This window comes from Corynebacterium sp. HMSC08C04 (assembly GCF_001807495.1).
Taxonomy (GTDB): domain Bacteria; phylum Actinomycetota; class Actinomycetes; order Mycobacteriales; family Mycobacteriaceae; genus Corynebacterium; species Corynebacterium simulans.
The window spans coordinates 1-19,525 of the sequence record NZ_KV789208.1 but is presented as its reverse complement, the minus strand read 5'-3'; the positions used below and the strand labels follow the sequence as shown (position 1 = coordinate 19,525).

Annotated in this window: 13 protein-coding genes and 1 tRNA gene; 11 read left to right on the top strand and 3 right to left on the bottom strand. The window is 59.6% G+C overall.

Annotation, left to right across the window (positions count from 1 at the left end):
- Positions 1-2: 2 nt before the first annotated feature.
- The 3 genes from HMPREF3169_RS06160 (at position 3) to HMPREF3169_RS06150 (ending at position 4,569) form a co-directional block, all read left to right on the top strand.
- The gene (locus tag HMPREF3169_RS06160; protein ID WP_061921232.1) at positions 3-707 is read left to right on the top strand and encodes an ABC transporter ATP-binding protein; all 705 of its coding nucleotides are present in this window, start codon (positions 3-5) and stop codon (positions 705-707) included.
- Between the two features lie 3 nt (positions 708-710).
- Positions 711-3,389, top strand: coding sequence for an ABC transporter permease (locus tag HMPREF3169_RS06155; protein ID WP_070455962.1), 2,679 nt, complete (start codon positions 711-713; stop codon positions 3,387-3,389).
- Positions 3,390-3,804: 415 nt separating this feature from the next.
- The gene (locus HMPREF3169_RS06150) at positions 3,805-4,569 is read left to right on the top strand and encodes a M23 family metallopeptidase (protein WP_061921226.1); all 765 of its coding nucleotides are present in this window, start codon (positions 3,805-3,807) and stop codon (positions 4,567-4,569) included.
- 18 nt (positions 4,570-4,587) lie between these two features.
- On the opposite strand, the gene pcrA is transcribed toward HMPREF3169_RS06150, so the two are convergent.
- Positions 4,588-7,203, bottom strand: a complete 2,616-nt coding sequence (gene pcrA, locus HMPREF3169_RS06145; protein ID WP_083286084.1) for a DNA helicase PcrA — start codon at positions 7,201-7,203, stop codon at positions 4,588-4,590.
- A 119-nt stretch (positions 7,204-7,322) separates the two neighbouring features.
- Between pcrA and HMPREF3169_RS06135 the strand changes: the two genes are divergently transcribed.
- The 3 genes from HMPREF3169_RS06135 (at position 7,323) to pgi (ending at position 10,793) form a co-directional block, all read left to right on the top strand.
- Positions 7,323-7,682: a chorismate mutase gene (locus HMPREF3169_RS06135; RefSeq protein ID WP_070455960.1), complete on the top strand. Its 360-nt coding sequence runs from the start codon at positions 7,323-7,325 to the stop codon at positions 7,680-7,682.
- 51 nt (positions 7,683-7,733) lie between these two features.
- Positions 7,734-9,080, top strand: a complete 1,347-nt coding sequence (locus HMPREF3169_RS06130) for a Na+/H+ antiporter family protein (RefSeq protein ID WP_061921217.1) — start codon at positions 7,734-7,736, stop codon at positions 9,078-9,080.
- Positions 9,081-9,161: 81 nt separating this feature from the next.
- A complete protein-coding gene (gene pgi, locus HMPREF3169_RS06125) occupies positions 9,162-10,793 on the top strand; it encodes a glucose-6-phosphate isomerase (RefSeq protein ID WP_070432580.1) in 1,632 nt (543 codons plus the stop codon).
- A 33-nt stretch (positions 10,794-10,826) separates the two neighbouring features.
- Here the strand turns inward: pgi and HMPREF3169_RS06120 are convergent, their stop codons facing one another.
- A complete protein-coding gene (locus tag HMPREF3169_RS06120) occupies positions 10,827-11,672 on the bottom strand; it encodes a DNA-formamidopyrimidine glycosylase family protein (RefSeq protein WP_070455959.1) in 846 nt (281 codons plus the stop codon).
- A gap of 103 nt (positions 11,673-11,775) precedes the next feature.
- Positions 11,776-16,668 carry an ATP-dependent helicase gene (locus tag HMPREF3169_RS06115; RefSeq protein WP_070455958.1) on the bottom strand — a complete coding sequence of 1,631 codons (4,893 nt, stop codon included), beginning with the start codon at positions 16,666-16,668 and terminating at the stop codon, positions 11,776-11,778.
- A gap of 34 nt (positions 16,669-16,702) precedes the next feature.
- Between HMPREF3169_RS06115 and HMPREF3169_RS06110 the strand changes: the two genes are divergently transcribed.
- The 5 genes from HMPREF3169_RS06110 (at position 16,703) to HMPREF3169_RS06090 (ending at position 19,280) form a co-directional block, all read left to right on the top strand.
- A complete protein-coding gene (locus HMPREF3169_RS06110) occupies positions 16,703-17,461 on the top strand; it encodes a 3'(2'),5'-bisphosphate nucleotidase CysQ (RefSeq protein WP_070432605.1) in 759 nt (252 codons plus the stop codon).
- 45 nt (positions 17,462-17,506) lie between these two features.
- Complete coding sequence (locus HMPREF3169_RS06105; RefSeq protein ID WP_210387466.1) at positions 17,507-18,313, top strand: thymidylate synthase; 807 nt, start codon at positions 17,507-17,509, stop codon at positions 18,311-18,313.
- Positions 18,313-18,855, top strand: coding sequence for a dihydrofolate reductase (locus HMPREF3169_RS06100; RefSeq protein ID WP_062041615.1), 543 nt, complete (start codon positions 18,313-18,315; stop codon positions 18,853-18,855). Before HMPREF3169_RS06105 ends, HMPREF3169_RS06100 begins: the two co-directional genes overlap by 1 nt.
- Positions 18,856-19,137 carry a glutaredoxin domain-containing protein gene (locus tag HMPREF3169_RS06095; protein ID WP_061921202.1) on the top strand — a complete coding sequence of 94 codons (282 nt, stop codon included), beginning with the start codon at positions 18,856-18,858 and terminating at the stop codon, positions 19,135-19,137.
- A 70-nt stretch (positions 19,138-19,207) separates the two neighbouring features.
- Positions 19,208-19,280, top strand: a tRNA-Arg gene (locus tag HMPREF3169_RS06090).
- Positions 19,281-19,525: the final 245 nt, after the last annotated feature.

Here is a 19,525-nt window from a genome sequence, read left to right as displayed (position 1 = left end):
CCATGCATAACAGCGAAGAAACCACCCACCCATTACCACTTGAGCTTCATAATGTCTCCCGCGAGTTCGGCTCTGGCGCGCGCCAAGTTATCGCACTTAAGGAGGCAAACCTGCAGCTTCATCCCGGCAAGCTCATCGCCATCATGGGCCCTTCTGGTTCCGGCAAGTCCACGTTGCTCAACGTCGCTGGGCTCCTGCTGCCACCGACCTCTGGACGCGTGCTTGTCAACGGCGAGGATGCTGCGGGGCTGTCCAAATCTGCTGCCGCTCAGTTGCGCCGCCGGAACCTAGGTTTCGTCTTCCAGGACTTCAGCTTGGTGCCCACCCTCAGCATCGGTGAGAACGTCACCCTACCCCTTGAATTAGATGGCGTTAGCCCTAAGAAGTGCCGCGAGGCCGCTGAAATTGCGCTTGCGGAAGTAGGCCTGGAAAATGTCGCTGACCGCTTCCCTGAGGAAATCTCAGGCGGTCAGGCGCAAAGGGCCGCAATCGCCCGTGCACTCATTGGCCCGCGCCAGGTATTGCTCGCGGATGAGCCGACCGGCGCGCTCGATACCGCCACCAGCGAAGAAGTCATGAAGGTGCTGCGCTCTCGCATCGACGCCGGCGCCGCCGGGCTTCTCGTTACCCATGAGCCACGTTTCGCCGCATGGGCCGACTCCGTTGTAATGATGCGCGATGGCGTCCTCAGCGGAAAGGAGCATTAGTCAATGTCTGCTCTTTTAGCCGCCGCCCGCCCCACCTATCGCGACATGTTGGCCCATCGCTGGCGCAGCCTAGCCGGGGTGGCATTGGTTGCACTTCCCGTCGCCGTTTTGGTGTGCCTGGGCATACTGGGCGTCAATGGCGATAGGTTCCACAACGTATTTTCAAGCAATCCGCGCACGATTGGCGTGGCGGCTTCAGAAGATACAAAAGCGGTGCACCTGGAACCTGCAGCGGGTTTTGCTTCCCGCGCAGAAGAAATCTTGCCTGGTGACCTGCGCCCCTCCCCGATTTTTGGGCCCGTCACCGTGGGAGTTCAGCACGATTCAAAGCACTCCAATATCCAGATCACCCAATTCGACAGTGCTTTACCGCCCACTAAAGCTCAACCCCTCATCGATTCCGCGCACCCCGACGAGGGAACGCTCATCTTGTCCTATGCAGATGCGCGTTCATTAGGAGTACACAAAGGTGATGTTGTCAGCATAAGTTCCCCTACCCCTGGCGGCTTATCGGAGGCAAAGGTCGCGGGCATCATCCCCGGCGGTAGGAGCTATGCCACGGCACCAGTCCTTACGAACACGGAGTTCTTGGCCCAGCACCCGGAGCAAGCTACGTGGGCCATCGTGGGCGATACCGTGCTCAACCAAAATGACATCGCACGGGTGCAGTCGGCAGGCTTTAGCATTTACGACAAATCTTTATCTGAAGCAACGATAATCGATAGCGGCGTCCACCTAAATTTTGAAGCCTTCTTAAGCTTCATCGCCATCGCCAGTTCTTTTGCTTTTGCGGTTACGCTGCTCCTTGCACTTATCGCGCCAGTGTTTAGCTTCGCTTTGCGCCGGAATACACGCATGTACGCACTCATGGCAGCACAGGGCGCACAACCAAAGCACATCGCTACAGCCGTATTAGCCTATGGCTTCTTCACAGGCCTGCTCGGCGCCACGAGCGGCGCAGTGCTCGGACTCGCAGGCAGCTATGCCATCGGGGCACTGCGTTTTCCTGGAGTAAAGCTCGATGTTCCACTGCTTTATCCACTTGCACTCTGGGCTATCGCAATTGTTGCTTCCACGGCCGCCGCTCTGGTGCCCGCGTGGCTCGCCGCCCGCCAGGCGCTTGCACCCTCCCTCCACGGCGGCATGCCGGATCGCATCCTCAACTGGCGCAAGGAAATGGCATACGGCCCTGTCGCATTGCCCGTTATCCTCATCGCGCTGCTTACCCCATTCGGTAAGTCAATCTATTCACTGCTCATCCTGCTGGCTTTCCTCGCCACAGCCGCAAGCGTTCCCGCGCTGGTATATGCCACCGCACGCGTATGCAGTCACCACGGCCTCGCTTTGCGGATTGCCAGCCGCGATCTCATGCGACGTGGATTCCATACGGTCCCAACCGCTATCGCGCTCATCGCCGTAACCTTAGCTGCGGCCGCGGGTTCCGTAGGCGTTCGCAGTGACGAAGCATGGTGGGACAAGGTGGACACGGTAGTAAATCCCTCCACCTCAGCAATAGTCAGAAGCACGGATTATCAAAAGAACTTGGGCGCACCGGCCAACAAGGTGGAACAGCGAGCCATCGATAGTGCGCTTGCACTGCAGCCTGGCAAGCCCCTTGAGACTTTTGGATATACCGATTGGAATTCCACCTCTATTCCTGGTTCTTCCATTCCAAATATTGCTCTCGAGATGGAATATGACTACACCTGCGAGCAGACTTCCTACAACGACTCTGTCGAGCAGGCTACCTTCATTGACAAAGATGGCCGCAGGACCGATGAGTCTGGAGAAGCACGGCAGAATTGTCTGCATGACATGATGACGTGGTTCCCGTCTAGCGCCTTCACTCGCTATGGCCGCACGCTAGAAGCAACGCCCGAAACGCTCGACCTCTGGAACTTCGACAGCGATGCTGACCGCCAAGCGGCGGCAGATACACTCCGTAAGGGCGGAGTTGTCTTGACCCATAACAGCCACCTCGATGGGCGCGACCATGCCGAGTTCACCGCTGTTCGGACCCCACAGGGCCAAACCGAACCGCGCGAAGAGGTTAGCGCTACGCTGCCTGCGGTCGAGGCGCTTCCCGCGTTGGGCCGCGATCTCAGGTTGGTTAGCCCTGCGGCGGCAAAGAAGCTAAAGATCTCCTCCTCCCGAATCGGCACGGCGATTGTCTTCGATAAGACTTTGGAGCGCAGCCAACAGAAGGAAATTGAAGAAGCCGTAGAAAACGCTACCGGCGGCGAATACGAGATTTCCTTCACAAAGACCACGAGCAAGGCAAAGGAATACGCCCCTGCCATTGCCCTATGGGGCATCGGCTTCATCTTGTTAGTGCTCATCATCGCCAACTCCGCGGCAGCGCTACGCCGCAGCGGAAAGCTCTTTGAGTCTTTGGGTGCAGAACCTTCCCTCATGCCGAAGGTCGCCGCTTGGCGCACGTGGTTGGTTGGCACGATCGGCATGACGCTCGGTTTCATCGTCGGCGAGATTATTGGAATCATCATGATTCGTGTGCCGCGTCCAGGCAGGCCCGAAGCAAACGAGCTGTTCTATCAGGGAGATCTCTACAGCATGGACTGGTGGCAACTTGCGGGCGTGTTCATAGTGCCTTTGCTTGGTGCGGGCGGTTCCTGGTTGGTGCACCGGCGCTTAAGTGCAGTCGAGGCTGAACAAAACGATTAGCCCAAGAGCCACAACAGCAAATTGACCCGAACGCAAGGCCTGTACCAAGTCTAGGTACAGGCCTTGTCGCAGCTCAGGAGGGGCTTTTACTGAATGAATCCTGGCAGCCCCATAACGTCACCCCCAATATCCACCCCCACAACCTAAACCCATACTTCACAGTCGTAACTATTTTCACATTAGTAACATGTGTAACATGCTGGCATGTTCGAATAATTTTCGAACATTTCCTGTCTTTACCTGCAATTTTCACAATTGCAACAGTACGAAAAGCTCGATAACTTTATCTCGTTGCCATAAACGGCCTCGATATTCCGGATTGAACTCTTTCGGCGTGTCGAAACGCGTCCGTTTGGCACTAAAGGCTTAACCGAGCCACCCCGACCATGCACCGCCATGAAAAGGACCCGAAGTTATGAAGCGCAATCTCCGCGCACGCAAGACTGTGGCGCTTACTGCTTTGGCAGTTTGCACCACCCTTGCCACCACCATGGGCGCTACCGCCTCTGCCGCGCAGCCGGCAGCTAGCGTAGACGTCTCTGATGGCTCGTCACAGCCAGAAGTATCTACTAATGCAGATAACGCCACGCTTATCGACGCCTTCGTCGGGCTGACCAAGTCCACGGCCGGCGTACTCGCGGGCGCTGCTACCCCAGAGGTATCGAATGAGGGCGGGGCGCTGAACATCGTTCTCGACCCTTCGAGTGTTCCGGGGCTTGCCCAGGCTTTCGCGCCTTCCGGCAATCACTCCGGACTGAAGCCAACGAAGAGCCAGGACTCCGCGGGCAACACCGTGGTGTTCCCTACTTCCGGCACTCTTACTTCCGGCTTCGGCCCGCGCTGGGGCGCCTTCCACAGCGGAATCGACATTGCTAATCCGATTGGCACGCCGATTTACTCCATCATGGACGGTGAAGTTATCTCCTCTGGTCCGGCTCAAGGCTTTGGCCACTGGATCCGCATCCAACACGATGATGGAACCATCTCCGTCTATGGCCATATGCCGGGCGACCAACTGCTTGTCAACGTCGGAGACCGCGTGAGCGCAGGTCAGCAGATCTCCGTCATCGGCAACGAGGGTCAGTCCACCGGCCCGCACCTCCACTTCGAGGTGCACCCGGGCGGCGGCGCAGCCGTGGACCCGGTCAACTGGTTCGCTCAGCGTGGCATCAACATCTAAGCGAACCGCCCTTTGCGCTTAAAGCTTTTCCATCGGCACGCCGCCGATGAGCATCAAGCGCACTTTGCCGGCGCTTCCAAAGTCCACCGTCACCGTGGCGCGTGGACCGGAGCCGGAGGCATCGATGACCGTTCCCAGGCCGTACTTGGCGTGGTTGACGCGGTCTCCCACAACTAAATTCAGCTGGTTGTTCTTAGGCATCGAGCTGGTAGGAGCAGGCTTACGCGTGCGTTGCGAAGGGGAAGACGTAGCGCGCGGTGAGGTTCTGCCCCAGCCGGACCAATCGGAGCCATAGGAGCGGCCATATTGGTAGGAATCATCTCCGCCCCATGCGCTAGACAACGAGCTGTCTGGTTCTTCACGGCGCCAGTCGATGAGGTCTTCGGGGACCTCGGCGAGGAAGCGGCTGGCCGGATTCGTCATCGGGTTACCCCAGGACGAGCGAAGTATTGCGCGGGTGAGATAGAGCTGCTCGCGAGCGCGTGTGATGCCCACATAAGCCAAGCGGCGTTCCTCACTGAGTTCTTTCGGGTCACCCAAAGAGCGCATGTGCGGGAATTGGCCATCTTCCCAGCCTGTGAGGAAGACGACTGGGAATTCCAAGCCCTTGGCAGTGTGCAAGGTCATCAGCGTGACCACGCCAGTTTCGTTGTCAGGGATTTGGTCTGCGTCAGCTACCAAAGACACCTTCTCTAGGAAAGCCTGGAGCGAGCCGGGTAGGGCCTCCCCCTCGGCGAGCTCTGGGCTTAAATCTTCTACAGCGTCGGCTCCGGTAAACGCCATCTGATTTGCCGCCTCGGAGCTAAATTCTCGGGCAACGGAAACCAACTCGTTGAGGTTATCCAGCCGCGCTCCATCCTGCGGATCATTCGAGTTCTCCAACTCCGCACGGTATCCAGTGGCATCGAGCACGGCGCTGAGTAGATCACCAAGATCCGGCTGATGAGTAACCTCGTTAATCATGCTCGGAATCTGAGCGCGGATGCCCTCCATCATCTCGTTGAACTTCGACACTGCATTAACGGCCCGTGTGCCCAGGCCCGCAACGTTGCCCGCGGCGGCATCGTACAGGGCCTTTCCAAAGCTCACTCCTAGGTTCTCTGCATGCAGCGCGATCTGGGATTGTGCTTTATCACCGATGGCGCGCTTTGGAACGTTGATAATGCGGCGCAGGCTCACTGTGTCATCCGGATTATCAATGATGCGCAGATAAGCCACCATGTCACGGATTTCGCGGCGTTCATAGAAGCGAGTGCCGCCCACAACCTTGTACGGGATTCCGGAGCGAACAAAGATATCTTCCAACGCACGCGAGGCATTGTTCGTGCGGTACATGATCGCCATATCGGAAAAGGCGCGGCCCTTATCTGCCAGAGAGTCGATCTCAGAAGCAATAAAACGGGCCTCATCATGCTCGTTATCGGCGACATAGCCAACGATCTTCGCGCCTTCGCCGTGCGCAGTCCACAGGTTCTTCTCACGGCGGCCCTCGTTCTTCGCGATGAGAGCGTTCGCCGCATTCAGAATGGTCTGAGTGGAGCGATAGTTCTGCTCCAACAAAATGGTGTGCGCCTGCGGATAGTCACGCTCGAATTCCTGAATGTTGCGGATCGTAGCGCCACGGAAGGCATAAATGGACTGATCTGAGTCACCCACCACGCACAATTCTGGTGCATCGGGGCCTAGCTCTCCCCTACCCACCAATGCAGAAACCAACGCATACTGCGCATGGTTGGTGTCCTGATACTCATCAATAAGAACGTGCTTGAAGCGGCGACGATAGAAATCCACCACCTGTGGGTGCTGATGGAAAATACGCACTACCTCACCGATGAGGTCATCGAAGTCCACGGAGTTAGCTGCACGCAGGCGGCGCTGATATTCATCGAAGACGCGTGCAACCGTAATCTCGAAAGGATTCTTGGTCTTTTCTGCTTCTGCCAAAGCGTCAGCCGGCGAGACCAGCTCATTTTTGTGATTCGAAATCTGATTGGCCAGCACGCGGGCGGTGTACTTCTTTAGATCCAACTGCATGTCTTTGGCGATCATGGTCAAAAGGCGGCGTGCATCATCACCGTCATAAATAGTGAAGTTGGTGTTCAGTCCTGGCACCAGCTGCGCGTTTTGGCGCAGGATACGCACGCAGATGGAGTGGAAGGTAGAAACCCACATGCGCTCGGCCACTGGCCCCACCAGCTGGCCCACGCGCTCTTTCATCTCCGTGGCGGCCTTGTTGGTAAAGGTAATAGCCAAAATCTCCCACGGAGCCACCCCACGATTGCGCATGAGATAAGCAATGCGGCGGGTAAGCACAGCAGTCTTACCAGAGCCCGCACCCGCCACAATCAGCAGCGGCGAACCAGCGTGCGTTACCGCCTCAAGCTGCTGCGGGTTCAGGCCCTCAGTAAGCGGATCGGGGTCCACAGCGCCAGGCGCGCCAGCTGGGTTCGATGCAGCACCAGCAGCAGGTCCCCTCGAAGTAGGAGCCCCAAAGCCACCCGACTGTGGCTGCGGCGCGGCAGGCCGAGCGGGCCCACCGAAACCGCCGAAGCCGCCAAAAAGATCCGGCTGGCTGTTGGCAGAATTTTTTCCATCTGGGCGTGGAGCTGGGGAGAATTCAGACGCATTACTCATAGTGCCTACCAACCTACTAGCACTACCGGACATCCCCTCATAACACGCCTTATGCAGGGGAATTCGAATTTATCTGCTGCAGTTTCCTTTTTGGTTTCTAAGTGGCAGAATCTTGGGCTATGCCCTCTGCGAACAACCCGACTGAAAACTCCGCACACGCCAATAGCCTCGATACCAACGTTGTGGACAACGGCATGGAGATCCGCATGCCCTCCGGCACCGATGATCCCTTGAGCGATGCGGAGATTCAGAACTATCGCAAGGAAATCAACCGCTTGGATCGCGTTATCCTCGACGCTGCGAAGCGCCGCACGGAAATCTCCCAGATCATCGGGCGCACGCGCATGAACGCCGGCGGCACCAAGCTGGTGCACACCCGCGAGATTGCCATTCTCAACCAATTTCGCGACGAGCTCGGTGAGGAAGGCCCAGCCATCGCCTCTGCACTGCTGCGCATGGGCCGCGGAAAACTCGGCTAAACCTTTCAATAAATTTCATTTTTCTGGATAAAATACAGTAATCTCTTCGCCATGAATGCAGTTCTTGTCGCGGTCATCGTCATGCTCGTCCTCGCGCTTTTGCGTGTGCATGTTGTTGTCGCACTATTCCTTGGCGCGCTGACGGGCGGCCTGCTTTCCGGCATGGGACTCGACGCCACCATGGTCGCTTTCCAGGAGGGCCTCGGTGGCGGTGCCAAAATTGCCTTGAGCTATGCATTGCTGGGTGCCTTTGCCATGGCGGTCGCCGCGGCGGGCGTGCCGCAGCTGCTCGCCAACGCCTTGATTCGGCGGATCGGCGGGGACGGGGCGTCGCCAAGCGCAGCACAAGCCACCAAGTGGATCTTGGTCGCCGGCCTCATCGCTATGGCTGTGATGAGCCAGAACGTCATCCCCGTGCACATCGCGTTCATCCCGCTTATCGTGCCGCCACTGCTCAAGGTCATGAATGCCCTGCGCATCGACCGACGTCTGATTACCTGCTGCCTTACTTTCGGCCTGGTCACCACCTACATGTTCCTACCGGTAGGTTTCGGCTCCATCTTTTTGAATGACATTTTGTTATTCAACATCGGCCAAGCAGGCCTTAATACCGAAAGCATTTCCATCATGCATGTCATGGGAATTCCTGCCCTTGGTATGCTCTCTGGCCTGCTGATTGCCATGTTCTTCAGCTACCGCAAACCCCGCGATTACGCCGATACCCCGCTCAGCAATGAAGAGCCAACCGAAGAAGCCCCGTCGCGTTACAAGATTTGGGTCTGCGTTGTCGCCATCATCGCCACCTTCGGCGTGCAGATTGCGATGCAGGCGATGGATTTCGAATCCGATGGTCTTATGGTCGGCGCCCTGACAGGACTTGGCATCATGTTGGTCACCGGCGCCATCGATTGGCGCAAAGCAGACGATGTTTTCTCCGATGGCATGCGCATGATGGCGCTCATCGGTTTCATCATGATTACTGCCCAGGGTTTTGCCTCTGTCATGACAGCCACAGGTCAGGTCGAGGAACTGGTGAGTGCAACCAGCGATATCTTCGGCAGCAACAAGATGATGGCCGCCGCGGTCATGCTCATCGTGGGACTTGTCGTGACGATGGGCATCGGTTCTTCCTTCTCCACGCTTCCCATCATCTCCGTCATCTATGTTCCACTGTGCATGTCACTGGGCTTTAGCCCCGCCGCGACGGTGGCCATCGTCGGCACCGCAGGCGCGCTTGGCGACGCCGGCTCCCCCGCCTCCGATTCCACCCTCGGCCCCACCGCGGGCCTCGGCGCGGACGGCCAGCACGATCACATCCGCGATTCGGTCATCCCGACCTTCCTGCACTTTAATATCCCGCTTCTCATCGCCGGCTGGATTGCAGCAATGGTCCTGTAGCTAACGGCAAAATGCTCCCGCGTGGACTACGGTGGTATCCGTAATTTTTAGTGTCTGACTAAAGCCAGAAAGGCCCTTGTAATGGACATCACCACCCAGCCCCAGTGGAACGCACTTGAGCAGCTCTTTGCGGAGAAGAAAGACCTCAATCTACGTGAGCTCTTCGCCGCTGACCCGCAGCGTGCGGCTCGCTTAACTTTCGACGCTGCGGGGCTGCATGTCGATCTTTCCAAGAACCTGGTCGATGACGATGTCCTCACGGCATTGGTAGAACTTGCACGGGCTGCAGACGTAGAAGGCCGCCGCGATGCCATGTTCGCCGGCGAACACATCAACAACACTGAGGACCGCGCCGTATTGCACACCGCCCTGCGTCAGCCGGCAGACTCGGAGCTTAGCGTCGATGGCCAAGACGCAGTAGCTGACGTTCACGAAGTTTTGGGCCGCATGCGTGCCTTTTCTGATTCCCTGCGCGATGGCAGCTGGCTGGGGCATACGGGCAAAAAGATCCGCACCGTGGTCAACATCGGCATCGGCGGCTCCGACTTGGGCCCGGCCATGGCCTCGAAGGCGCTGCGCAGCTACGAAGACGCCGGCATCAAGGCACTTTTTGTCTCCAACGTTGACCCGGCTGACATGGCTGCAGCGCTGGACCAGGTAGAAGCTGAGGAGACTCTGTTCATCATTGCTTCTAAGACCTTTACCACCCAGGAGACCCTGACCAATGCGCACGCGGCGCGCGCGTGGCTCATCAATAAGTTGGGTGATGAGGCGGCAGTGGCCAAGCACTTCGTTGCTGTATCGACCAACGCCGAGAAAGTCTCCGAGTTCGGCATCGACACTGCGAACATGTTCGGCTTCTGGAACTGGGTGGGCGGCCGCTACTCCATGGATTCCGCCATCGGCCTGTCCCTGATGTGCACCATCGGCGCGGATAACTTCACGGACATGCTTGCCGGCTTCCATGCGATGGACGAGCACTTCCGCACCGCGGAGCTTGCGCAGAACCTACCGGTCCTGATGGGCATGCTCGGCGTGTGGTACTCCGACTTCCACGGCGCACAGACCCATGCGGTCCTGCCTTATTCTGAGGACCTAGGCCGCTTCCCTGCTTATCTACAGCAGCTGACCATGGAGTCCAACGGCAAGTCCGTTCGCCGCGACGGCACCGCAGTTTCCACCGGCACTGGGGAAATCTACTGGGGCGAGCCGGGCACCAACGGCCAACACGCTTTCTTCCAGCTTATCCACCAGGGCACTCGCCTTATCCCGGCGGACTTCATCGGTTTTGCTCGCCCGCAGCAGGATTTCCCTACTGCCGACGGCACCGGCTCCATGCACGATCTGCTGATGGGTAACTTCTTTGCTCAGACCAAGGTTCTGGCATTCGGCAAGACTGCCGAGGAAATCACGGCGGAAGGCGTTGCCCCTGAGCTGGTTCCTCACAAGGTCATGCCAGGCAACCGTCCGACCACCACCATCATGGCGGAGCAGCTGACCCCGGCTGTGTTGGGCGCGCTCATCGCGCTCTACGAGCACATCGTGTTCACCCAGGGCGTTATCTGGGATATCAATTCCTTTGACCAGTGGGGCGTGGAGCTGGGCAAGCAGCAGGCTAATGACTTGGCGCCGGCAGTCTCCGGCAAGGAGGAAGCCGCATCCGGCGACCAATCCACCGACGAGCTCATTGGTTGGTACCGCTCCAACCGCTAAGCGCCTAGCACTTAACGGTTGGCTCGAAACTAATTAAGCCCCGGCCCGGGAATAGGGCTGGCAATGCGGGCACCACCAGATGATGCGCTCCAGCTCGCCTTCTTCCCCGCCGGCGTCAACGCCGCCGAGCGTCGACTTGGCAATTGGCGTGCCACACCGCCTGCACTTGGCGTTATTTCTGCCGAAGACATAGGTGGTCTCCCCGGCGCGCCGCACACCCGTGGTCACGCGCACTGGGGAGTTGCGGTTGGCCCACATGATGCGCCGCGATATCTCCAGAATCCGCGGCACATCCACTTGGGCCACGCGAAGGGCTGGGTGCACGCCCGCGATGAAGCAGGCCTCCGCCCTGTATTCGTTGCCGATTCCGGCCACGTTTTTCTGATCCAGCAGCGCCGCCCCAATGGTACGGATGGGCTGGCTTAAGATTCGCCGCGCGGCTTCGTCCGCGCCCTCAGACTCCCACTGCTCGCTCAAGATATCTGGGCCCAAATGCGAAATCCGCTCGTTGTACAAGGAGGCAGGATAGGCCTCGACCATGCCCAGCCAGTGGCCCACCAGCTCAATATCGCGCGGGCTACTAGCGAGCTGCAGCACCACCCGCGCGCTATGGCCCGGCTTGCGCCACCTATCGCCCTTGTAGTGAATGGCCCACTGGCCTTCCATCTTCAAGTGAGTATGTAGCACCAAGCTTTCAGCATCGGGCCGCGCGAACTGCATGAAAAGATGCTTTCCATAAGGCCACACACGAGAAACTGTGCTGCCCTCCAAATGCACGGTGGCATACCGGGGCACCCTAAGCGACGCCCCGGTGACCTCGCGGCCGGTCATAAACTGCAGCTTATTGGACAACTGCAGGACGGAATCACCTTCTGGCATGCAACCAGTCTAACTAGATGGCAAAACCAGCTCGTTAAAGATGAAGTACCCGGTAGCCGCTGAGGCAATTTACCATCCTGGTTTTACCGTTTGAGTCCTGTTTCTAGCGGCGGCTGCCCCGCGGACGAAATCCACCCGGCGCGCCACGGCCTGGTTCGGGAGGATCGTCAAAGCTTAAATCCGGTAGCTCCGCCAGAGCTTCCGAAACGCTTCGGCCGCGGCGTGGCTCCATGGGCTTTTGCCAGGGGTCGCTGCGGTTGTCTTCGATGCGGCGGGACGTGCGCGGCGGCGCAGCCTTGGCCGAGATCCGCACGCCACGGGGACTGATACCTGCGCCAAGGCCTCGCAAGCGAGTGGAGATTTCCGATTCGAATGCGGGCGCTCCGTTGATTTTCTCAATCACCAGCGGGCTCAAACGCCCTGCGGCGATGAGCTCCGTGAGACCTTCAAGCACTTTGCCAAGCACTTCATCAGCATCGATGTCTTCAGGCAGGGCGTCCAAGAAAGTTGTCAGCGTCTTTCCACCGCGGGTTAGATGCGCCACGCAGAGCCCGTCCATCAGCACCACTAGGGCACCGGCGCTACGGGTGGGGCCGTGGCCGCTGTCCGCGCCATCGCGCTGCGGCCAAGCAAGGGCTGCACCATATGGGTTGGCGGGATCCGTCGCGGCGAGCACGTAGGTATTAACTTCCGCAGTGCTCGTAGTGCCAGATGGCCAGCCCGTCACGTCGGGAGAATCGTTCATACCACGCAAGCGATCGATGACCGCGGGAGTAGAAAACTGCGCCGCGCCAAGCCCTTCAATCACATAGCCGCGCATCGCCTTGCCAGATTCCTCAAAGCCAGAGAGCACTTTATAGGCCAGCGCGAAGCCGCCGAGCACGTCCTCGGCCACCACGGAACCCCGAGTCAGCACGCCATAGCGGTCAAGCCAAGCCTCACCGTGTGCTACGGAGCGGCTCGTCGCGTCGACGCCTTGGCCTGACACGGAAGCAGCCCAACGGCCGGCCACGTCCGGGGCGGTTGCGGCCCCGCCGAGGCCCTGCGTTTGGGCAAAGGACGTGCGTCCCATGCGCAGCCGGGAACGGGTGGGGCGTCGCTTAGCGCGGTGCGCAGTTGCTCCCGAGCGCGAGCCGGCCGCGGCAATGTGTGTGCGGATTGGCGCAAAGGAATCGGGACTAACCAGGCCCATTTCTACCAGCTGCCACAGCGCTTCCCGCAGCTCCTCGGCAGTGCCCGGCACCTGCGCCGCGATATCGTTGAACAGGTAGCTGCCGCCACCGCGCAGGACCTCCAACGCCGCTAATTGCAACATGCTCAGCCCCTGTTCATCCGGGTTAACCTGCAGCGCCAACTGAGCCGCATAGTCCACCGGCAGCAACATGATCCAAGGGTCATTCGTTCCCGCCTTGCCAGCGCCCACGATGAGCACCTCGCCGTTAGAGGTCAGTTCATCGAGCATCGTCGGCGAGTAATCGCCCACACGCGCCGGCAGAATCAGCGACTCCCACGCAGAGGCTGGCAGGCGCACGCCGGCGAGCTGTTCAATCACGCTGTAGACGCCATCCGCCCCGCGTAGCGCAGGCCGCTTGCCCACGGGCGCTACCTGCTGCCAATCGGGCAAGAAGCGTCCGAAAGCGGCAGCGCTAACAGGCTCCGTCGCAGCGCGTGCCGCAGCCAGCGAGCGCGAGCGAATGGTGCGCAAGACCTCCGCAGCGCAGTACTCGGTCTCCTCGATTCCTTGGCGGTAGCGGCCTTCCACCACGCTATCGAGACTCGCCAGCGCGGTGTGTGCTGCCGAGGCCGAAAGGCCAAAGGCCGCCTGCAAGTCCCCCAGCACGAAAGGACCGCGGGTGCGCGTCCAACGCGAGACCAGCTGTTGCAAGGCATCGGTGATAGTGGACTGTTGCGCGGCAACACCAGGCGGGACGGGCACGCCGAGTCCGTCGCGAAGCAGCGGGGCGTCAAGGGGCTGTGCGAAGTGCTCGCGTCCGGCAATGCGCACCCGCATCACGCGGACACCCAGAGAATCAATTGCGCTCAGCGGAACAGAGGCATGCTCTGCCATTTCCTCTACCGGAATCGGCCCCAGCACCCGCAGCAGGTCCACGACTTCCTCCGTCGTGCGGGCCCGACGCTCCGCAGCGGTGCGCTGCAGCTGGGCATGCACCTGCTCGATGACCTCCGGATCTAAAAGCTCCCGCAGCTCCACCGTGCCCAAAAGCTTGGCCAGAAGCGCCGGATCAAGCGCTAGGGCCGCCGCCCGCTTTTCTGCCAGCGGAGAATCACCCTCGTACATGAAGGCGCCGGTGTAATTAAACAGCAGCGTCGAAGCAAAAGGCGAAGGCTGCTCAGTGGTCACCTCCGCGATGCGAATGCGACGCAAAGCCAGCTCGCGCATGGTTTCCGTCAACGCCGGCAGATCATAGACATCCTGCAGGACCTCGCGGACCGTCTCCAGGATGATGGGAAAGGAAGGGTACTTCTGCGCGACGTCGAGAAGCTGTTCTGCCCGCTGACGCTGCTGCCACAGCGGCGCGCGCTTGCCGGGATTGCGACGCGGCAGCAACAGCGCACGCGCGGCACACTCACGAAAACGCGAGGCAAAGAGCGCGGAACCGCCCACCTGCTCGGCCACGATGTCCGAAATTTCATCGGCGTCGAAAAGAAAAAGCGCAGCATCCGGCTCCTTTTCCCCCTCGGGCAAGCGCAGGACGATACCGTCGTCACCAGCCACTGCCTGCGCGTCCATGCCGGTCAGCTCCGCCACCCGCTGCCCCACTGCAAGCGCCCAGGCGGCATTCACGCCCCGGCCGAACGGCGTGTGCAACACCACGCGCCAATCCCCGAGTTCGTCCTTAAAACGCTCGAGAACCAAGGTCTTCTCATCCGGAATAACACCCGTGGCCTCATGCTGTTCCTGCAGATAGGCCACGATGTTATCCACCGCATGCCCATCTGCGTCCTGGATGATCTCTGGAGAAAGGTGCACCTGCCGGCGATACGCACCCAAGGCCTTGCCCAGCTCATAAGGACGCCCTGCCTGGTCGCCATTCCAGAAAGGCAACCGGCCAGTGTGCCCCGGCGCAGGGGTGACAATCACCTGATCGCGCGTGATTTCCTCAATGCGCCAGCTAGTAGCACCCAAGGTAAAGATATCGCCCACGCGGGATTCATAGACCATCTCCTCGTCGAGCTCACCCACGCGCCGGGGCGCGGCATTTTCTGCCCCTGCAGGCAGGAAAACGCCAAACATTCCGCGGTCCGGAATCGTGCCGCCGTTGGTAACAGCCACGCGCTGCGCACCGGGGCGCGGGCTCAGTCGGCCAGTGATGCGGTCGAAGACCACGCGGGGTTTGAGCTCCGCGAAGTCCGTGGAGGGATAGACGCCGGAGACCAGGTCGATGACGGAATCGAATACCTCCCTGGCCAAATCGCGATAAGGCCACGCGCGGCGCACCATGGCGTACCAGGCATCCACATCTAGGCCACCCGCATTATCTGGGGAGGTAACCGGAGCAACCTCGGCGGCGGCGACGGCTGCCACGGTCTGCTGTGCCAACACATCTAACGGGTTCTGCGGGGAGTGCATCTCCTCGATGAGGCCCTCGCGCATACGCGCCACGGTAAGAGTGGATTGCACAAGGTCAGCACGGTGCTTCGGATAGAAAGAACCCTGCGATACAGCGCCCACGGAGTGCCCGGCACGGCCCACGCGCTGCAGACCAGAGGCTACCGAAGGCGGTGATTCCACCTGCACCACTAGATCGACCGCGCCCATGTCGATGCCCAGCTCTAGCGAGCTGGTGGCCACCACTGCTCGCAGTGTGCCTTCCTTGAGCATCGTTTCAGTCAATGTGCGCTCATCCTTCGACACCGAGCCGTGGTGTGCGCGAGCGATGACGGCAGGTGCCTTGCCGGCGACGTCGACTTGCTTCATCAGCTGCGCTGGGTCCCGGCGGGTAGCAGGCGACAAGCTTTCCGGTTCATGCTCCATGGCATAAAGCTCATTGAGCCGGGAGGTCAGGCGCTCCGCGGTACGCCGCGAGTTCACGAACACGAGCGTGGAGCGATGCTCCACGATTTCGTCGTAAAGGTCTTCTTCAATAAACGGCCAAATGGATTTCGCGGTGGGCAATGCCGAATCAGCCACCGCCGCGGGGCCAGTAATGCCCAGCGGATCATCCACTGTCACCTCACCGATAGTGGAGCCTTGCTCTGGGGTGGGCAGATCCGACATGTCTTCCACGGGCACGTGGACATCAAGCTGCCAGCGTTTTTCAGCCGGCGGTGCCACGATTTCCACGGGCCTGTCACCGCCCAAAAAATTCGACACTGTAGAAAGCGGGCGCACCGTTGCCGATAGCCCGATGCGCTGGAACTCCCCCGCCACGGCCGCCAGCCGCTCGAGCGTGAGTGCCAGGTGCACGCCACGCTTGGTGCCAGCCAGGGCGTGGATTTCATCAATGATGACGGTATCGACGGTAGATAGGATTCCCGCGGCCTTTGAAGTCAGCATCAAATAAGCCGACTCCGGAGTGGTGATGAGGATATCCGGCGGGCGGCGTACCTGCCGGGAGCGTTCTGCAGAAGGTGTATCCCCGGAGCGTACGCCGACGGTGATGTCGGGGGCGTCAAGTCCTAATCGTTCTGCCGCACGAGCGATGCCGTTCAGCGGAGCACGCAGGTTATTTTCCACGTCCACACCAAGCGCCTTCAGCGGGGAGATATACAAAACCTTGACGCCTGAGTTGCCGCCCTTTACCGGCTGTCCTACGGGCAGTGCAGTTTGGCCTTCCTTTTCCACGAGGGAATTTAAGGCCCATAAAAACGCCGCCAGGGTTTTACCGGAGCCGGTGGGGGCGACCACGAGCGCATGGTTGCCGGATGAGATCTGCTCCCATGCCTCGCGCTGTACGGGCGTAGGCGCTGCGAAAACGTCCTCGAACCATTGCCGGACTTGAGGCCGGAAGCGGGTTAGGACGTTTTTGTTCATGCCTTACTTTATCGCGCGCGGTAATCTAGCATACATGACCGTCGAGATTTCTGATTCCCGCCTGACCAATTCACTAGCCAACGGCTGCGGTGAGATCCTCAAAGGTGTGCGCAACGGTGGCCTGCTGCGCGGCCTCGCGCTTGGCGACGCCGGCGATGAAGCCGCACAAGAATGGATCACCCGGGTAATTTCGCAACACCGCCCCGAAGACGGCCTGCTTTCCGAGGAAGCAGCAGACGATCTCAGCCGTTTGAAGAAGGAACGCGTGTGGATCGTCGATCCCCTCGATGGCACCAAGGAGTTTGCCACCGGCCGCCAAGACTGGGCTGTCCACATCGCACTCGTGGTCAACGGCATGCCACAGCATGCGGCCGTGGCCATGCCAGATTTGGGCGTGACCTTCCGCTCCTCCGATGCCCGGGCCGTTACCGGCCCGCTTTCTAAGAAGTTTGTAGTCTCCCGCAACCGTCCGCCCCAGGTGGCTTCCCATATTGGGGAGAAGATGGGATTTGAAACCGTCGGCATCGGTTCTGCCGGCGCCAAGGCAATGCACGTTCTGCTCGGTGACTTTGACGGCTACATCCACTCTGGCGGCCAGTACGAATGGGACCAGGCTGCGCCGGTGGGCGTTGCCATGGCAGCGGGCCTGCACTGTTCCCGCTTGGATGGCTCTCCAATTCGTTTCAACAACGAGGACACCTTCATCCCAGACCTGCTCATCTGCCGGCCGGAACTCGCCGATGAAATCCTGGAGCACGCTGCTGCCTATGCCGAAGAAAACGGCGGCTTTTAGGCGTTCCATAACCTTTTAGGCGTTTCAGCGAAAAGGCTTCTACACTTGAAAACCATGATCCAGACCCCATATGAGGACCTCCTCCGCAAAGTTTTGGAAGAAGGCGCGGACAAAGGTGACCGCACCGGGACCGGCACGCGCTCAATTTTCGGTGCGCAGTTGCGCTATAACTTGGCGGAGTCTTTCCCGCTGCTGACCACCAAGAAGGTCTACTTCCACGGTGTTATCGGCGAGCTGCTGTGGTTCCTCAAGGGCGATTCCAACGTGAAGTGGCTGCAGGACAACAACGTCCGTATCTGGAATGAGTGGGCTGACGCCGATGGCGAGCTGGGTCCTGTCTACGGCGTCCAGTGGCGCTCGTGGCCTACCCCGGATGGCACGCATGTAGACCAGATCCAGCAGGCTCTGGATACACTGCAAAATAATCCGGATTCTCGTCGCAACCTGGTCTCCGCCTGGAATGTGGCAGAACTAGACAAGATGGCGCTTATGCCCTGCCACCTGCTATTCCAACTTTACGTGGCAGAAGGCAAGCTCTCCCTGCAGGTCTATCAGCGTTCGGCGGACATGTTCCTGGGCGTGCCTTTCAACCTGGCTTCCTATGCTGCGCTGGCCCACATGTTTGCGCAACAGGCTGGACTGGAGGTCGGCGAGCTCATCTGGACCGGCGGCGACTGCCACATCTACAACGACCACATTGAGCAGGTCAAGGAGCAACTCTCCCGCGAACCACGCCCCTATCCGCAGCTCAAGCTCCACAAGGCTGACTCGTTGTTCGACTACACCTTCGACGATTTCGAGGTCGTAGGCTACGACCCACACCCCACCATCAAAGCGCAGGTTTCCGTCTAATGTTGGGTGCTATTTGGGCGCAGTCCCTGGACGGCATCATCGGCGATGGCTCCGTCATGCCGTGGCACGTACCAGAGGACCTCAAGCACTTTAAGGAGGTCACGCTGGGCTCGCCCGTAGTGATGGGCCGACGCACGTGGGAATCTCTAAACCCGAAGTTTCGCCCGCTGCCAGGCCGCGATAACTTTGTTCTCTCCCGCAAGGAGCCGGGCCAATGGTCCGCTGGGGCGAGCACAACCAGCAACCTCAACGACCTAACTTCCACGCTTTCCGACGCCTGGATCATCGGCGGCGGCCAGCTATACGCCTCAACCTTGGATGAGGTCGACGTCATCGAAATTACGCTGATGGGCGTTAACATCGGGGACGTCTACGGTGATGACGCAGTCTATGCCCCCGCAGTTCCGGAGACTTTCGGCTTGGCGGCTAGCACTGATTGGCTCACTTCTGAAAAGGGCCACCTGACCATTCCGGGGCAGCCCCCGAGTGAGCTGCCGATTAAATACCGCTTTTTAACTTATGAACGAAAGGACGCCGCTTAAATGACCGTCGCAACTCCCGAAACCACCGAGCACGTCACGATCTTCTACGCCGACTGGTGCCCGTTTTGCGCGAAGCTGCTCAAGGCACTGAACCGCACGGAGACGCCATACGCGCTTGTCGACGTCGAGGCCGAAGGCACTGAGGACATAAACGAGTGGATCAAGTCCGTCAATGACGGCAACCGCATCGTGCCAACCGTGCTTTACTCCGACGGCACCTCCGTTACCAACCCACCGGCGTCCTCTGTGCGCAATAAGCAGAAGGAATTGGCCGAGAGCTAATCCAAACCCCAGCCATTTCGGAGCGCCCCTGCCCCACTGCTATGATTAGCCACGTTGCACACGCAACCCCGCCCCAGTAGCTCAGGGGATAGAGCACGGCTCTCCTAAAGCCGGTGTCGGTGGTTCGAATCCACTCTGGGGCACAAAATCTTTCACAAAACTTCCCCGTTGACCAGCGCAGACAGGGGGGGTGTTCCTATATAGGTTGTCAACTCCGTGGGTGAGGTTGCTGGGGGTGTGAAGGGGTTCTGCTTCACGCTGCGGATGTTGTTTTCGGGCATGCTGAAGAGCCGATTGGGCTTCCTGCGCAATCGGCTCCGGGGCTGGTAGGGGCTAGGCCGCTGCGGCCTCCTGGGCTGTGGGGATGTCTCTGTAGAGCTCTCCGCTG

Bases quoted from the DNA above. Each gene is read 5' to 3' on its own strand.
- HMPREF3169_RS06160 (WP_061921232.1), top strand. From the start codon at position 3: ATGCATAACAGCGAAGAAACCACCCACCCATTACCACTTGAGCTTCAT.
- HMPREF3169_RS06155 (WP_070455962.1), top strand. From the start codon at position 711: ATGTCTGCTCTTTTAGCCGCCGCCCGCCCCACCTATCGCGACATGTTG.
- HMPREF3169_RS06150 (WP_061921226.1), top strand. From the start codon at position 3,805: ATGAAGCGCAATCTCCGCGCACGCAAGACTGTGGCGCTTACTGCTTTG.
- pcrA (WP_083286084.1), bottom strand. From the start codon at position 7,203: ATGAGTAATGCGTCTGAATTCTCCCCAGCTCCACGCCCAGATGGAAAA.
- HMPREF3169_RS06135 (WP_070455960.1), top strand. From the start codon at position 7,323: ATGCCCTCTGCGAACAACCCGACTGAAAACTCCGCACACGCCAATAGC.
- HMPREF3169_RS06130 (WP_061921217.1), top strand. From the start codon at position 7,734: ATGAATGCAGTTCTTGTCGCGGTCATCGTCATGCTCGTCCTCGCGCTT.
- pgi (WP_070432580.1), top strand. From the start codon at position 9,162: ATGGACATCACCACCCAGCCCCAGTGGAACGCACTTGAGCAGCTCTTT.
- HMPREF3169_RS06120 (WP_070455959.1), bottom strand. From the start codon at position 11,672: ATGCCAGAAGGTGATTCCGTCCTGCAGTTGTCCAATAAGCTGCAGTTT.
- HMPREF3169_RS06115 (WP_070455958.1), bottom strand. From the start codon at position 16,668: ATGAACAAAAACGTCCTAACCCGCTTCCGGCCTCAAGTCCGGCAATGG.
- HMPREF3169_RS06110 (WP_070432605.1), top strand. From the start codon at position 16,703: ATGACCGTCGAGATTTCTGATTCCCGCCTGACCAATTCACTAGCCAAC.
- HMPREF3169_RS06100 (WP_062041615.1), top strand. From the start codon at position 18,313: ATGTTGGGTGCTATTTGGGCGCAGTCCCTGGACGGCATCATCGGCGAT.
- HMPREF3169_RS06095 (WP_061921202.1), top strand. From the start codon at position 18,856: ATGACCGTCGCAACTCCCGAAACCACCGAGCACGTCACGATCTTCTAC.